Origin of the sequence: Pseudomonas sp. LPH60 (genome assembly GCF_030718165.1) — a bacterium.
In the GTDB taxonomy this organism is placed as follows: domain Bacteria; phylum Pseudomonadota; class Gammaproteobacteria; order Pseudomonadales; family Pseudomonadaceae; genus Aquipseudomonas; species Aquipseudomonas danubii.
On sequence record NZ_JAVAJH010000001.1, the window covers coordinates 890266 to 904491 of the forward strand.

The window sequence follows — 14226 nt, forward strand, 5'->3', positions numbered from 1 at the left end:
CGGAGCGTCGCGTGCGGCCTTCATTGCTGCACCTTCCAGGACCGACGCGAGCCCCGTACCACGGACTGCTTCGCGGCCCTTCGTCCTCTTGATCCGAGGTTGCCTGCCCCATGTCGATTCCCGCCCAGCGCCCGCTCTGGCAGGTGTACCTGATCTTCCTCTTGCCCATGGTGCTGTCGAACTTCCTGCAGTCGTTCTCCGGCACGCTCAACGGCATCTACATCGGGCAGATGCTGGGGACCCAGGCGTTGGCCGCGGTGTCGGGGATGTTCCCCATCGTGTTCTTCTTCATTGCCCTGGTGATCGGCCTGGGCGCGGGGGCCTCGGTGCTGATCGGCCAGGCCTGGGGCGCCCGGGAGTTGGGCACGGTCAAGGCGGTGGCCGGCAGCACCCTGTTGCTCGGCGCATTGATCGGCCTGCTGGGGGCGCTGCTGGGCATGCTGTTTGCGCGGCCGGCATTGCAGGGGCTGGGGACCCCGCTGGATGTGTTGGACGATGCGGTGGGCTATGCCCGGGTGATGATGCTGATCATGCCGCTGCTGCTGGTGTTCGTGCTCTTTACCCAGTTGCTGCGGGGCGTCAGCGATACCCTGTCGCCGCTGCTGGCGCTGATCGTGTCGACCCTGGTGGGCCTGCTGCTGACTCCGGCGCTGATTCGTGGCTGGCTGGGCCTGCCGCCGATGGGCATCCAAAGTGCGGCCTTCGCCGGGCTGGTGGGCAATATCCTGGCCATGGGTTTCCTGGTCTGGCGCTTGAGTGGCCGGGCCCATCCCCTGGCGCCGGATCGGGCGCTGTTCGCGGCGATGAAACTGGACCGGGCGATCCTCGCCAAGGTGCTGCGCATCGGCTTGCCCACCGGGGTGCAGATGGTGGTGATCTCGCTCTCCGAGCTGGTGATCCTGGCCCTGGTCAACCGCCACGGTTCCCAGGCCACGGCGGCCTACGGCGCGGTGACCCAGATCGTCAACTATGTGCAGTTCCCAGCGCTGTCGATCGCCATCACCGCGTCGATCCTCGGGGCCCAGGCCATCGGCGCCGGGCGCCTGGAGCGCATCACCCCGATCCTGCGCACGGGCCTGGCGATCAACCTGTGCCTGACCGGGGCCCTGGTGTTGCTCGGCTACCTGATTTCCCACTGGCTGTTGGGGCTGTTCATCATCGACCCCACAGCCCTGGTGCAGGCCGAACACCTGCTGCACATCATGCTCTGGAGCATCCTGGTGTTCGGCTTCCAGGCAGTGGTGGGCGGCATCATGCGCGCCAGCGGCACGGTGCTGATGCCGGTGGCGATCTCGATTTTCTGCATCCTCGGGGTGCAGTTGCCGATGGCCTATCTGTTGGACGCGCACTTCGGCCTGCAGGGGGTATGGATGGCGTTCCCGGTGGCCTACCTGAGCATGCTGGTGCTGCAGACCGGCTACTTCAAGCTGGTCTGGCGGCACAAGCAGATCCAGCGGCTGATCTGAGGCCGGTGCCGCTCAGGCGCTGTGGGGCGAGCCTCGGCCAAAGCCGTTGACCACGATGTACAGCAACGGGCCGATGGAGACGAAGACCGCCGTCAGCAGCAGGTAGGGCAGCACCGACAGCGCCGAGCGTCCGCGGGCCCGGGCGTCTCGCAGCATCCACAGTCCAGCCAGCAGCGCCATCAAGTACAGGTCGATGACCACCTGTGCAGTGTCGGGTTGCGACAGCAGTTGCATGCCGAATTGCAGCAGCGACTGCTGTGCCTGGAGCAGGGTGAACAGGGTGTAGGCGCTGAAGACCAGCAGGGTCAGCAGCGCGAGGTAGGGACGGGGCATGGTGGGTTCCTTGAGCAGGGAGGTGATCAGTCGTTGCACGGGGAGCGTTGCCGGCCCAGGTCCAGCATCAGGTAGAGCAGGCCGGTGGCACCGCAGGCGAAGATCAGCGTTTGCGACAGCAGCGAGTCGAAGAGGTACAGCGGGTGCTGCTGAAGGTTGTAGTGCAGCCCGGCGTGAACCACGGCAAACGCGGCCAGCAGTTGCCGGCTGGTCCGGCGCATGGCCTGGCGCGGGTGCCCGATCAGCCACATCAGTGCGACGCACAGCGGGACATGCAGCGCAATGAACCACTGCTGGCCCAGTGCCGGATCGAGGTCGCGCAAGCCATACAGCAGGCGCCACTCGGCTTGGGCCACGGCGTCCAGTTCATGGCCGGCGAACAAGGCCAGGCATAGGCGCCAGAGTGTTTTTCTCACTGTTAAACTCCTTGAACTACGGGGAGCGAACAGGCTAAGTGGCAACCCCCGGGGCACTCAATGACCTCCCAGGTCATAGACAGGCGTGGGGCACAAGCGCTCAGCTGGGCCGCACCGGACGACCAACACCCTCAAGGAATGAGTAGCGATGAGTGACAACCAACAGCTTCCCCAGCCAGGTATCCCGCGGTTGATTCGTGAGGCTCGGCCTGAGGATGTGCCAGCCATGCTTGGCTTTGATGCTTACGCGCAAGCTCATGCCAGCCGAGGCCAGGCGCTTCGTGAGGCGGTCGGGCGGGGCCAGGTGTGGGTCGAGGTGGCGTGCGACAGGGTCGCCGGCTATGTGCTGCTCAAGCATGATTTTTTCGAGCAGGGGTTCGTTTCCTTGGTGGTTGTGGCACCCGAGCAGCAACGTCAGGGGGTGGCACAACGGCTGCTCGCTGCCGCCGAGAGGGCTTGTCGGACGACCAAGTTGTTCACCTCCACCAACCGCTCCAATCTGGCGGCCCAGGGGTTGCTGGCCAAGGCGGGGTTTCGCCCCAGTGGGGTGGTCGAGAACCTGGACGAGGATGATCCCGAACTGATCTTTTTCAAGCCTGTTCGCTGAGCTGTCCGCCAACGGCTAACCCACCCAAAGGATGACGGAACCCGATGATTGAACCCCTTGGACGCGTTCCCGCGCCAGCGCTGCCGGTCGGCGCGCAACTGCGCCAGCTGCGGCGCCAAGCGCGCTTGAGCCAGCTGGATCTGGCGTTGCAGGTGGGCATGTCACAACGGCACCTGAGCTGCGTCGAGACGGGCCGGGCCCAGCCCAGCCCGGCGCTGCTGCATGGCTTGCTGAGCACCCTGGATACCCCACTGGAAATACGCAACCGGGTGTATCTTGCTGCCGGCTATGCCCCCCGTTATGCCGCTTTGCCATTGGACGATCCGGGCCTGGAGCCGGTGCGCGCCGCGCTGATGCACCTGCTCCAGGCCAACAACCCGGCGCCGGCCATTGTCATCGACAGCGGCTGGCAGGTATTGGCCGCCAATCGCGCCACCACGGCCTTGTTCGGGCTTTTGGGACTGCCGGCGGCGGCGCTGGAGCAAGGCTTCAATCTGTTGGCGAGCCTGCTGCTGCCCGGTGGTTTTGGTGACTGCCTGATCAATGCCGAAGAGATCCGTCAGGTGGCTTGGCAGCGGGCGGCCCGGGAGGCGGCGCAACAGCCAGGGCTGGTGGCGCTGCTGGCGAGCCTGCCGTGTCCCGGCGAGGCGGCGGGTGCTGCAAGCCTGGCCACGCCGTTGCTGCTGACTCGGGTGCGCGGGCCCACGGGCGAACTGCGTTTTCTTTCCACCTTCACCACCTTTGGCATGCCCCAGGACATCACTGTGGCGTCATTGCGCATCGAGCACTTGATCCCCGCCGACCAGGCCACCTGGCAGGCGCTGACCCAGGCCTGCGAGGCCGATCCGTCCTAGAGCGCCAAGGTGCGGGCCAGTTCGCCGCTGCGGTCACAAGGGGGGAGGCTTCAGGCGTGGCGGGTACGGCTCCAGCGCCGTGCCAGGTAGCCGTAGACCGAGAGGTTGATCACTAGAACCAGGCTGCCCAGCCAGAGCTGGATGCCCGGGGTCAGGCCGGCGGGGTAGATCAGTGGGATCAGGTAGTGCTCGATGAACCCGGCCCCGTAGCCATCCTGGCCGGCGGCGTGGCGCAACAGGTTTTCCCAGCGGGTCAGCGGGCATTCCAGGTGCAGGACTTCCACCGCCACACCCCAGGCCGCGGCGGGCAGGTGCAGCAGCATCAGCCGCGGATGGCTCAGCACCAGCAGGCCTCCCAGCAGCACGAAGACGATGAATGACAGGTGAAACAGCACCAGGCTGTCAGCGGCGATGCGGTAGAGCATGAAGGTTCCTTGTAGGGGGGAGGCAGGTCCGTGGCGCAGGCGCCCCGGGCAATATACCGATGCCGTAACGATTGCACGAGCGCCTGGCAAAACGCCCCGGGCCTCGCAGTGGCGCTACCTATACTGCAAGTAGGCCAGGCCGGACAGTCGAGTCTGGCCTGGCCTTGCCTTCAGGGAGGGACTTGCCTTGTGCTCACTGGCGCTGCGTTGCTGTCGCCCCAGGTCCTGGTTGTTCAGCCTGGGGCTGGCGGTGCTGGTACTGCTCCTTCCTGGCTGCGCCAGCCGTGTCGCCGAACCCGTCGCCCAGGCGCCGGTCAGTCCGGCCGTCTGGCGTCAGGTGGACGGGGAACTGCTGAACGCCTCACGCTCCGCCACCCAGCAGGCTGAAGTCTATGCCCAGGGCTCCATGGAGCATTGGCGCACACGGATCTATCAGCAGACCGACGAACACTTCATTCCCTGGTTCAGTGGCTACTGGACCCAGGAATGGCTGGCGCTCAAGGTCGGTTGGTATTCCCTGAACGACCGGGGCGATGACGCTCAGGCTTCCAGGCGCCTGGCCGTTTACCTGCAGGAACAGTATCAGCAGCGGGTCCTGGCACCAGTGGCGCTGGAGATCGATGCCGATGGCATTACCGGCGAGGCCATGGAGTTCTATGTGCAGTTGCTGCGTCAGCAGGTGCAGCTCAGCACTGTGCGTCACCAGTTGCCCGTGCCGCAATTGGATCAGCATCTGGCGCGGATCATCGCCATCGATCTTGGGCCCCAGGCCGGGCAGCGCGCTTCGTTGCAGCAGCTGTTGCAGGTCGAGCCGGTGGCCCGTCTGCCGGCCTATGCGCCGCTGTTGCAGCAGATTCATGCCGGGCCGGCGACCGATCAGGGGGAGGCGGCGCCGGGCGTGTCCCAGGTGGCCCAGGTCACCAGCGAGAAACTTCAGGCCCAGTTCGCCAGTCGCGGTGTGGCCGGTGCCGTGGCCGCCGCGGTGGGGCGGGTGGCCGGAGCGCTGATTTCCGTGGGGGTGGCGGGCGTACGGGCCCTGGTCCAGAGCAATAAGCGCGAGGACCTGCAGGCGCAGACCCGGCGCGATCTGGGCGTGGCCTTCGATCAGGCCTGGCTCAAGCAGTTGCATGATCCTGAGCACGGGGTCATGGCCGGGGTGTATTACCTGGCGCGGCAGATCGAGGCGCAGTTGCAGGCGTCGCAGCCCCTGGTGGAGCAGGGCCCCGGCTGGAGCCCATGAACCCGCGGCGCCAGGTCAATGCATCGCAGCGCATTGTCCGGAACCTGCGCCAAGGGCCGGTTCGAGGATCACCTCATAGTCACTGACGCCTGCGGCATGGCGCCCGGCAATGTAGCCGAAGGTCATGGCCGGCCCCAGGTTGATGCCCCCGGACGGGTAGAAGCCGCCCATGACACTGGCCATGTCGGTGCCCGCGGCATACAGCCCCGGGATCACCGCCCCGGCCTGATCCAGTACTTGGGCCTGGGGGCTGGTCTTGAGCCCGGCAAAGGTGCCGAAACTGCCGGGCAGCACTTTGACCCCATAGAACGGCCCTTGCTGGATAGGCGCCACGCAGGGGTTAGGCCCTGGGTGCAGGGCGTCACCCTGCTTGCGGTTGTAGGGCGTCGAGCCGCGACCGAACTCAGGGTCCTGACCCTGCCGGGCATGCTGGTTGAACGCTTGTACCGTGGCGGCCAGGCCTTGTGGGTCGATGCCGCAACGCCGTGCCAGCTCCTGGATGGAGTCGGCCCGTTGCAGGTAGCCGTTGCGCACCAGATGGCCCACGGGCAGGGGGAAGGGGCGGGCATAACCCAGTCCGTAACGACGCTGGAAGCGGTGGTCGCAGATCAGCCAGGACGCCACTTCCTCGCCGGCCGGAACCGCTTCCACCATGGCCGCGGTGTAGTCGTAGTAACCGTCGGCCTCATTGACGAAGCGTTTGCCATTGGCCAGCACCCCGATTACCCCGGGCTTGGCCCGATCGATGATATGGGGAAAGTGGCCGATGCTGCCGTCGGCGTGTTGCACCCGCGATACCGGGGCCCAGGCCACCGGGCTGGCCAGGTCGGTGGCCAGCACGGCACCGGCGGCCTCACCGAGACGAATGCCGTCTCCCGAGCAGCTCAAGGGGGGCAAGGCCAGATGCTCATCGGGGCCAGACGCCCGGGGAAACAGCGCCTGGCGTCGAACCGGGTCGTGGGCAAAACCGCCGGCCGCCAGGACCACGCCGCGACGGGCACGGATCTCCCGCGGCCCTTGAGGCGTGTCGACCAGGGCGCCGTGCACCCCTTGTTCGTCCTGTAGCAGCGAACGGGCCGGCGACGACTCCAGCAGATTCACTCCCAGGTCCTGGGCCGACTTCGCCAGCCGGCCGATCAGCGCCACGCCGTTCACCAGGTGCATGGCTCGGCCATGCAGCGCCAGGTCCCGCAGATGGCGGATAAAGCGCTTGCCCACATGCAACAGCGACTTGAACGAGCGCGTCATGCTGAGAAAGGCGCCCAGGTCGGCCCCGGCCATGATCGGCATGCCCAGGAACGAGGTCTCGCGCAGGGTCCGGCGCAGGCGCGCCAGCAAGGGACCGATGGCCCGGGCGTCATAGGGCGCGGCGATCACCTGATGACCCTCGATGCCAGCCCCGGGCACCTGGCCGTGGATGTCCGGAATGCCATTGCCGTCGACGAACTGCAGGGCGGTGTGCTGTTCGAAGAACGCCACCATTTGTGGGCCGTTATCAAGAAAGGCGTCGATGCGTCCGGCATCGTAGCCTTCGCCCAGTTCATGCCTGAGGTAGGTGCGCGGTTGCTGCGGGTTTTCATGGATGCCGGCGCGGCGCGCCAGGGGATTACCCGGCACCCACATCCAGCCACCGGACCAGGCACTGGCACCGCCGAAAGTGGAATCCTTTTCCACTACTACCACCTTCAGGCCATGCCAGGCGGCGGTCACGGCACAGGCCAGGCCGGCAGCGCCGGAGCCGATCACCAGCAGGTCACAATCCAGGGGTGGGAGGGTTGCGGCGGGAACTTCGCTCACGATGACAGGCCTTTTCGACGTAATTATAAAAAGTGGAATTATGTTCCATATTGTTGGAAAACTATTTCACGTGGCCGCGAGGCTGTCAAACCCGCTGCGTTTTGCAGGTGGCAACACCCTGTGCAGCGGCGTTGCCCGAGGATGGGAGGGGGGATAGGGCGGCGGCCTTGGTGGCGTCCGTCAGGGTTTGCGCAGGATCAGGTCGAACCTGTGGTTGTGCTTGGGACCGCGCAGGCTCTTGCCCAGCCCTTCGCTTTCCTCGAAATGCTCGATGTGCAGGCCGGCGCACAGTGCCTGTGCGGCGCTGCGGGAGTGAAAAGTCAGGTCTGGCGCCGTGGCCCATTGGTCCCGCTCACCGAACAGCTGGCCCACCAGCAACGCGCCGGGTTGCAAGGCCTCGACTTGCACCTGCCAGAACCGGACGAAGGCGTCGGGGCGACAGAACGGCCAGGCCAGTCCGGCGTGAATCAGCTGGGCCGGCGCCAGTTCATTGAGGGTTTCGAACTGCCCCTGGACGGCACGTAGGCGACCTTCGGCGAGGGTTCCGGCGCGTTCTTTGAGGCGCTCGATGGCGCTCGCTTCCTGGTCGATGGCCAGCACTCTCCAGCCGCGCTCCAGCAATAAGCGGGTCTCGATGCCCGAGCCGCAACCCAGGTCGATGGCCTGAGGGTGGTCCATGTCGGGCAGGTTCAAGGCCAGGGCGCGGCACAACAGGGGCGAAGGAGGGCGACCCTCGAAAGTCTTGTAGAAGGCTTCCCACCGGGCGGACGTCTCACTGTCTGGTGCTGGCATGAATCACTCCTTGATGGTTGGCGCCACATCCTACCGGAGCCCGGCCATCCTTTGCCGGGTTTCAGCTAGCACAAAGCCGAGGGGGCGGCCTGGCGCGGGAGGCCAATGCCAGGCAAGAAAAAGCCGCGCGCTCCCAGGGAACGCGCGGCGCTGTTCAACCACCGAAGGGGCTGGGGATCAGCTCACTACGCGGTAGCACGGCACATAGGCCGCGCCGCCTGGCAGCTTCATGCGGTGCTGCTCGACGAAGGCTTTGAGCAGTTGGTCCAGGGGCTGCATGATCGCCGGGTCACCGTGAATGCTGTAGGGACCTTTCTGTTCGATCAGGCGGATGCCCTGGTCCTTGACGTTGCCGGCGACGATGCCGGAGAACGCCCGGCGCAGGTTGGCCGCCAGTTCGTGGGGCGCCAGGGCGTGGTTCAGTTGCAGGTTGGCCATGTTCTCGTGGGTCGGATCGAAGGGACGCTGAAAGCCCTCGTCGATCTTCAGCAGCCAGTTGAAGTGGAAGGCGTCGTTGCGTTCGCGGCGGAACTGCTTGACGGTCTTCAGCCCTTCGGTCATCTGCCGGGCCACTTCTGCCGGGTTGTCGATGATGATCTGGTAGTGCTTCTGCGCCGCTTCGCCCAGGGTCGCCAGGACAAAGGCGTTGAGCTGCTCCAGATAGGGCGCTGCGCTCTTGGGACCGGTCAGGATCACCGGGAACGGCAGTTCACGGTTGTCCGGGTGCATCAGGATGCCCAGCAGGTAGAGGAATTCCTCGGCGGTGCCGGCGCCCCCCGGGAAGATGATGATGCCGTGGCCGACACGCACGAAGGCCTCCAGGCGCTTCTCGATGTCCGGCAGGATCACCAGCTCGTTGACGATGGGGTTCGGTGCTTCGGCGGCGATGATCCCCGGCTCGGTCAGGCCCAGGTAGCGGCCGCCGCTCATGCGCTGCTTGGCGTGGGCGATGGTGGCGCCTTTCATCGGGCCCTTCATCACGCCCGGACCGCAGCCGGTGCAGATGTCCAGCTTGCGCAGGCCCAGTTCGTGGCCGACCTTCTTGGTGTATTTGTATTCTTCGGTATTGATCGAGTGGCCGCCCCAGCACACCACCATCTTCGGCTCCACGCCGGGCCGCAGGGTGCGGGCGTTGCGCAGCAGGTGGAAGACGTAGTCGGTGATGCCCTGGGAGCTCTCCAGGTCGATGCGCTGGCTGTCCAGTTCGTTCTCGGTGTAGACGATGTCGCGCAGGGCGCTGAAGAGCATTTCCCGGGTGCTGGCAATCATCTCGCCATCGACGAAGGCGTCGGCCGGTGCGTTCAGCAGTTCCAGGCGCACGCCACGGTCCTGCTGGTGAATGCGCACTTCGAAATCGTGGTAGGCGTCGAGGATGGTCTTGGCGTTGTCGACGTGGGCGCCGGTGTTGAGGATCGCCAGGGCGCACTGGCGGAACAGCGTGTAGATGCTGCCGGAACCGGCGGCGCTGAGTTGTTGCACTTCACGTTGCGAGAGGGTCTCCAGGCTGCCTTTCGGGCTCACCGAAGCATTGATCACTTGTCTTTGCGGCATTAATCCATTTCCTGAAATCGGCGCCACCGCGCCATGTGCGGTCAGTGGCGAAAAAACGGCGGGGCAGTGAAAGAGCCACCGGTACGGGGCTTGGTTTCCAGCGGCAGGGCAAGAAAGCAAACGTCGTCGCGAGATTGTTCGCTGTCTGAATCTACCTCAAGCGGGCCCGCTGTGGCTGGAAAAATGACGATCCGTCACGGTCGCGGTGAATTTTCATCGAGCCTCAGCAGACGCTGGCCCGTGCCGGATCCATCACCGGCGAGGCTACGGCCTGGGTCAGGCGTTGCTGCAGGGCCGGATAACCCGCGCTCTGGCCCCAGGCGTGTTCGTCCAGGGTCAGACCGACGATCTGCAGGAATTCGAAGCGTCCGCTCAGCAATTGATGAGGCCCGGAAAATGCCGGCGCGGGAATGAACAGCAATGCCCGCAACAGGCTGTCGCCGCCGTCGATGGGTTGCCCGGTACGCATGCGGTCCCATTCGCCCAGAGGCTGCTGCTCGCCGAAACGGCCGGCGGCCAGTAGCAGTTGATAGGCGCAAAATTTACGCAGCAGGTGCAGGGCCCAGGGCGCCTGCTCGCGGGTTTCCAGCAGCAGTTCCTGGCCCATCCCGGACCAGCCATCGGCTTCGGGTTGCGCATCTTCCCAGGCATTGGACAGCCCTGAAGTGACGTACAGCCAACTGCTGCGCGTGGTGGTAGGCGGAGATTCGAAGACTCCGTGGCTGAGCCAGCGCGGGTCGATTTCGGTCTGACCGAAGACCTCGCTGAACAGCGCCATGTCCAGGGGGTAGATGCCTGGGCCCAGGTCGCCGAACAGCGCCGGGTAGAGTTGTTCCTCACGTTGTGCCCAGGCGGCTTCAAACCATGAAGAGTCGGGGGATTGCAGCATGTGAAAGCGTCCTTGAACAGAAACGGTGGCTCGGCTTGAGCCGCCAGAAAATCAGGCAAAGGCCCGGCGCAGCAGTTGCGGCAGAATCTCTCCGGCCTTGCCCACCAGGCTGTATTCCTCAGGCTTCGTACAGGCCTGGGGCTGCGGGTTGATGTGCACCACGCAGGCACCTTGCTCCAGCGCCAGTTGGGGGATCTGCGCCGCCGGCTGCACCAGACCCGAGGTACCTATCGACAACAGCAGGTCGCATTCGCCTGCCGCTTTGAATGCCTCCTTGAGGATGTGCGGTGGCAGGGCTTCGCCGAACCACACCACCCCGGGGCGGATCTTGCCGTTGCAGCCGGTGCAACGGGGGGGCTCCAGGCTGCAACCCTGCTCCGGCAACAGGGGTTCTGGCAGTTTGCCGCTGAAGGGGCGGTTGCAGGCGAAGCACTTGGGGTGATGCAGGCTGCCGTGCAGGTGCAGCACCGAGGGGCTGCCGGCGCGCTCGTGCAGGTCATCGACATTCTGGGTGATCAGGGTCAGGCGCGTTACGCGCCGGGCCAGTTCGGCAATCGCCAGGTGGGCCGGGTTGGGTCGGGCCTGGAGCACTTTCATGCGGCGCCATTCATACCAGCCCCAGACCAGCGCCGGGTCCTCGCGAAAGGCTTGGGGCGTGGCCAGCCGCGCCGGGTCGAAGTTCTCCCACAACCCGGTCAGGGCGTCGCGAAAGGTCGGGATGGCGCTTTCGGCCGAGACTCCGGCGCCACTGAACACCACCAGGTGTCGGGCCTGGGCCAGGCGTTGGGGATCGAACTCCATGGATGACCTGTCTCCCTTGTTACGCTGATATCGGGGTCGCATTATCGCCAGCCGGTTCGGACCTGTCCGAAAAAAACACTGCGGGCGCATCGGGAATGAATTTATCGTCAAGCCGCCGCTCATAACTCTTGTCAGCGGTCCTGTCCGTAGAGTCCTCAAACCTTCAGGGAGTGTTACCCCATGTGCCCAGCCTCGTCCGTCAACCCAGACGCCACCTCCCGTTTGATCCTGGTGGTGGAGGATGAACCGACGGTGCTGGAGTTCCTGTGCGAGATTCTGCAGGACGAGGGGTTTGCCACCGAGGCCATGGAGAGTGCCGACCGGGCCTGGGAATTCCTCCAACAACATGCCGCGGACGTGGCCCTGCTGCTGACCGATATCACCATGCCCGGCCGGCTCAATGGCGCCAGCCTGAGCAACCTGTGCGGTGAGCACTGGCCGTCGCTGCCCATTGTGGTCATGTCGGGGTTCGAGACCCCCGAGAGTTCCGGGGTGCGTTATCCGGTGTCCTTCATTCGCAAGCCCTGGACCATCGGGCAGATCCTCGACTGTGTGGAAGGCGCGCTGAAATCGGCCCAGGGTTGAGGCGTTGCGCCTCACCCCGGCCCATCGCCGGTGTTACTCCTTGACGCTCATGAACTCCTTGGCCCAGACGATGTAGTCCTCGGGCTGGGTGTAGGTATGAGCCAGTTCGGTGGCACTCAGGTCCGAGGCCTGGGTGAAGATCTGCCGCTGTTCCCGCAGGCAGTCGTAAGTGGCCTTGATCGCGGCGAAGTAGGCGGCGTGGCCGTCCACCACGATTTTCACTCCCAGCTCCGCCAGGCGTGCGTCATCGCGCAGGGCCGGGTTGCCGTAGGTCACCAGCATCAGCGGCACACTCAGGTGCTCGGAGATCTGTTCCAGTTGCTCGAAATCACGGATGCCCACCATGCAGATGGCGTCGGCGCCGGCACGTTGATACTGCTGGGTGCGGCTGATGATTTCCTGCACCGGAAGAATCCCGGCGTTGGTCCGGGCGATGATCGCCAGTTCGTTATCGACCCGGGCTTCCAGGGCGGCGCGGATCTTGCCGACGCCTTCGGCAACGCCAATCAGGTCGGTGGATTTACGCCCGAATTGCGCGGGCAGCAGGGTGTCTTCGATGGTCAGCGCGGCGATGCCGGCACGCTCCAGTTCAACCACGGTGCGCATCACGTTGAGGGCATTGCCATAACCATGGTCGGCATCGGCGATCACCGGCAACTGGGCCACGCGGCCGATGCGGGTGGCCTGTTCGGCGAATTCGCTGAGGGTGATCAGGGCGAAGTCAGGGGCCGCCAGCACTTGCAGCGAAGCCACGGAGCCACCCAGGATGCCCACTTCAAAACCCAGGTCGGCGGCGATACGGGCAGACATCGGGTCGAACACGGAAGCGGTGTGGTAGCAGGAGTTGGAAGCGATCAGTTCACGGAAACCGCGGCGCAAATCTTGATGGGAAAGCCTGGACATAACAGCTCCGAGATAGGATCGAGAGATCGACCTTGAGGTCGAGTCAGATTTTGCAATCAGTTCCCTTGGCGAGCCGATGATTGAAGGGCTCACAGCGAAACGTTAGTTGGGCAGATGAAGGTGAAGCAAAGGGGGGTAACAAGGCGTCTGGGTCTCACTCGGTTGCGTGAACCGGCAAGTTTATTATGCGAAGCCGACATAGCGGGACGAGGCTAACACGCTCCAAGGCCCGAGTTGATGAGGAATTTGCATAGCATTATGCCGGACCGGCATTGGCATTTTTTTTCTAACCGAATATTACGACGCTTCGCCGAAGGCGGTTGAGGAGGCCGCCGCGGGCAACCGGGGGCTTGTCGATCCCTGGCAAATCCACCAAGCTGCCGCGCCTCGAATGGCAGCTTGGCAGCTGCGCAATGGCTTGGTTCAAGGATGCAGGTAATGACGCTCAGGGTGTTGGTGGTCGGTGGTTATGGCAATTTCGGCAGCATCGTCTGCCGCTATCTGATCCAGACGCCCGGGGTGCATCTGCTGATTTCCGGGCGTGACCCGCGCAAGCTCGCGGCCAAGGTTCAGGCGCTGCAAGCCGAGGCTGGACAGCCCTGCGAAGGCTGGTGCGGCGATGCCATGGGCCCGCAGTGGGTGCCGGCGCTCAAGGCCCTGGATGTGCATTGGGTGATTCACACCGCAGGGCCGTTCCAGGGCCAGTCCTACGCGGTGGCCCAGGGCTGCATCGAGGCTGGGGTCAACTACTGCGACCTGGCCGACTGCCGCCAGTTCGTGCGCGGTATCGGCACCCTGGATGAGGCGGCTCGGGCCGCCGGGGTGACTCTCCTCAGCGGGTGCAGTTCGGTGCCGACCCTGTCGACGGCGATTATCGATGAGCACCGTGAGCGTTTCTCCCGCATCGATCGGATCGAGCACGGTATTTCCTCCTCGGCGAAAATGCCCGGCTTGTCCACCATCCAGGGTGTACTGGCCTACGCCGGCCGGCCGATCCTGCAACTCAAGGACGGCCAGCCGCTCCCGGTGATCGGCTGGCAGGGCCTGACCTTGCGCAAACTGCCCAGGCTGGGCACGCGGCTGGTGGCCAATGTCGATGTACCGGACCTGGACCTGTTCGCCGAGCGTTATGGCGCCCACACCTTGAGCTTCAAGGCGGGTGCCGGGCTGAAGGTCGCCGGGCTGGCCAACGCCCTGCTGGCCCAGGCGGTGAAGCTCGGGCTGATCGCCGACCCGGCGCCCTGGGCTGCGCGTCTGCATCGTTGCGGTACTTGGTTTGAAGGTTTCGGCGACGGCCTCAGTGCCCTGTACGTGGACGTGCATGGCCTGGGCCAGGACGGTCAGCCGCTGTCGATGTACGCGCAGTTGACCGCCACCCACGATCACGGCCCGGAGATCCCCAGCTGCGCTGCGGTGGCCCTGGTGCACAAGCTGCTGGCCGGCCATGTGCCGGTCTCGGGGGCGCGCTCCAGTGCTGGCGAGGTCAGTGTCGAGGAGTACCTGCGGGCGATCGATGATCCGGATCACCTGCAACTGCAGGTGAGTTTCTCGCGCCCGCCGGTTTAAA

At 65.0% G+C, this 14226-nt stretch carries 15 protein-coding genes; 6 read left to right on the plus strand and 9 right to left on the minus strand.

From position 1 onward, the window contains the following. The first annotated feature begins 110 nt into the window (after positions 1-110). Complete coding sequence (locus Q8O96_RS04065) at positions 111-1466, plus strand: MATE family efflux transporter (protein WP_207167532.1); 1356 nt, start codon at positions 111-113, stop codon at positions 1464-1466. A gap of 12 nt (positions 1467-1478) precedes the next feature. Here the strand turns inward: Q8O96_RS04065 and Q8O96_RS04070 are convergent, their stop codons facing one another. Together Q8O96_RS04070 and Q8O96_RS04075 are read right to left on the minus strand one after the other, a co-directional pair. Beyond that, positions 1479-1799, minus strand: a complete 321-nt coding sequence (locus tag Q8O96_RS04070; RefSeq protein ID WP_305948414.1) for a DUF2834 domain-containing protein — start codon at positions 1797-1799, stop codon at positions 1479-1481. A 26-nt stretch (positions 1800-1825) separates the two neighbouring features. Then, positions 1826-2215: a DUF6713 family protein gene (locus Q8O96_RS04075; protein ID WP_102864293.1), complete on the minus strand. Its 390-nt coding sequence runs from the start codon at positions 2213-2215 to the stop codon at positions 1826-1828. A gap of 148 nt (positions 2216-2363) precedes the next feature. Here Q8O96_RS04075 and Q8O96_RS04080 point away from each other — a divergent pair, with 148 nt between their 5' ends. Both Q8O96_RS04080 and Q8O96_RS04085 read left to right on the plus strand, forming a co-directional pair. Further along, on the plus strand, positions 2364-2822 hold the full coding sequence (locus Q8O96_RS04080) for a GNAT family N-acetyltransferase (protein ID WP_207167537.1): 459 nt from the start codon (positions 2364-2366) through the stop codon (positions 2820-2822). 44 nt (positions 2823-2866) lie between these two features. Then, a complete protein-coding gene (locus tag Q8O96_RS04085; RefSeq protein WP_102864295.1) occupies positions 2867-3676 on the plus strand; it encodes a helix-turn-helix domain-containing protein in 810 nt (269 codons plus the stop codon). A gap of 50 nt (positions 3677-3726) precedes the next feature. Here the strand turns inward: Q8O96_RS04085 and Q8O96_RS04090 are convergent, their stop codons facing one another. Continuing rightward, positions 3727-4101: a DUF2784 domain-containing protein gene (locus Q8O96_RS04090; protein WP_305948415.1), complete on the minus strand. Its 375-nt coding sequence runs from the start codon at positions 4099-4101 to the stop codon at positions 3727-3729. 187 nt (positions 4102-4288) lie between these two features. Between Q8O96_RS04090 and Q8O96_RS04095 the strand changes: the two genes are divergently transcribed. Continuing rightward, positions 4289-5341, plus strand: a complete 1053-nt coding sequence (locus Q8O96_RS04095) for a hypothetical protein (RefSeq protein ID WP_305948416.1) — start codon at positions 4289-4291, stop codon at positions 5339-5341. 15 nt (positions 5342-5356) lie between these two features. Here Q8O96_RS04095 and Q8O96_RS04100 read toward each other — a convergent pair whose 3' ends face one another. The 5 genes from Q8O96_RS04100 to Q8O96_RS04120 form a co-directional block, all read right to left on the minus strand. Then, positions 5357-7138 (minus strand): FAD-dependent oxidoreductase, encoded by a 1782-nt coding sequence (locus Q8O96_RS04100; RefSeq protein WP_250330412.1) that lies wholly within the window; start codon positions 7136-7138, stop codon positions 5357-5359. 180 nt (positions 7139-7318) lie between these two features. Beyond that, positions 7319-7930 carry a trans-aconitate 2-methyltransferase gene (locus Q8O96_RS04105; protein WP_305948417.1) on the minus strand — a complete coding sequence of 204 codons (612 nt, stop codon included), beginning with the start codon at positions 7928-7930 and terminating at the stop codon, positions 7319-7321. 177 nt (positions 7931-8107) lie between these two features. Continuing rightward, positions 8108-9481, minus strand: coding sequence for a nucleotide 5'-monophosphate nucleosidase PpnN (gene ppnN / locus Q8O96_RS04110; RefSeq protein ID WP_102879885.1), 1374 nt, complete (start codon positions 9479-9481; stop codon positions 8108-8110). Positions 9482-9704: 223 nt separating this feature from the next. Next, positions 9705-10370: a suppressor of fused domain protein gene (locus Q8O96_RS04115; protein WP_115582189.1), complete on the minus strand. Its 666-nt coding sequence runs from the start codon at positions 10368-10370 to the stop codon at positions 9705-9707. A gap of 51 nt (positions 10371-10421) precedes the next feature. Continuing rightward, a complete protein-coding gene (locus Q8O96_RS04120; protein ID WP_305948418.1) occupies positions 10422-11171 on the minus strand; it encodes an NAD-dependent deacylase in 750 nt (249 codons plus the stop codon). A gap of 180 nt (positions 11172-11351) precedes the next feature. Here Q8O96_RS04120 and Q8O96_RS04125 point away from each other — a divergent pair, with 180 nt between their 5' ends. After that, complete coding sequence (locus Q8O96_RS04125; RefSeq protein WP_102864305.1) at positions 11352-11756, plus strand: response regulator; 405 nt, start codon at positions 11352-11354, stop codon at positions 11754-11756. A 33-nt stretch (positions 11757-11789) separates the two neighbouring features. Here the strand turns inward: Q8O96_RS04125 and Q8O96_RS04130 are convergent, their stop codons facing one another. Further along, complete coding sequence (locus Q8O96_RS04130; RefSeq protein ID WP_102864306.1) at positions 11790-12659, minus strand: oxaloacetate decarboxylase; 870 nt, start codon at positions 12657-12659, stop codon at positions 11790-11792. 438 nt (positions 12660-13097) lie between these two features. Between Q8O96_RS04130 and Q8O96_RS04135 the strand changes: the two genes are divergently transcribed. Then, complete coding sequence (locus tag Q8O96_RS04135; protein WP_102864307.1) at positions 13098-14225, plus strand: saccharopine dehydrogenase NADP-binding domain-containing protein; 1128 nt, start codon at positions 13098-13100, stop codon at positions 14223-14225. Position 14226: the final 1 nt, after the last annotated feature.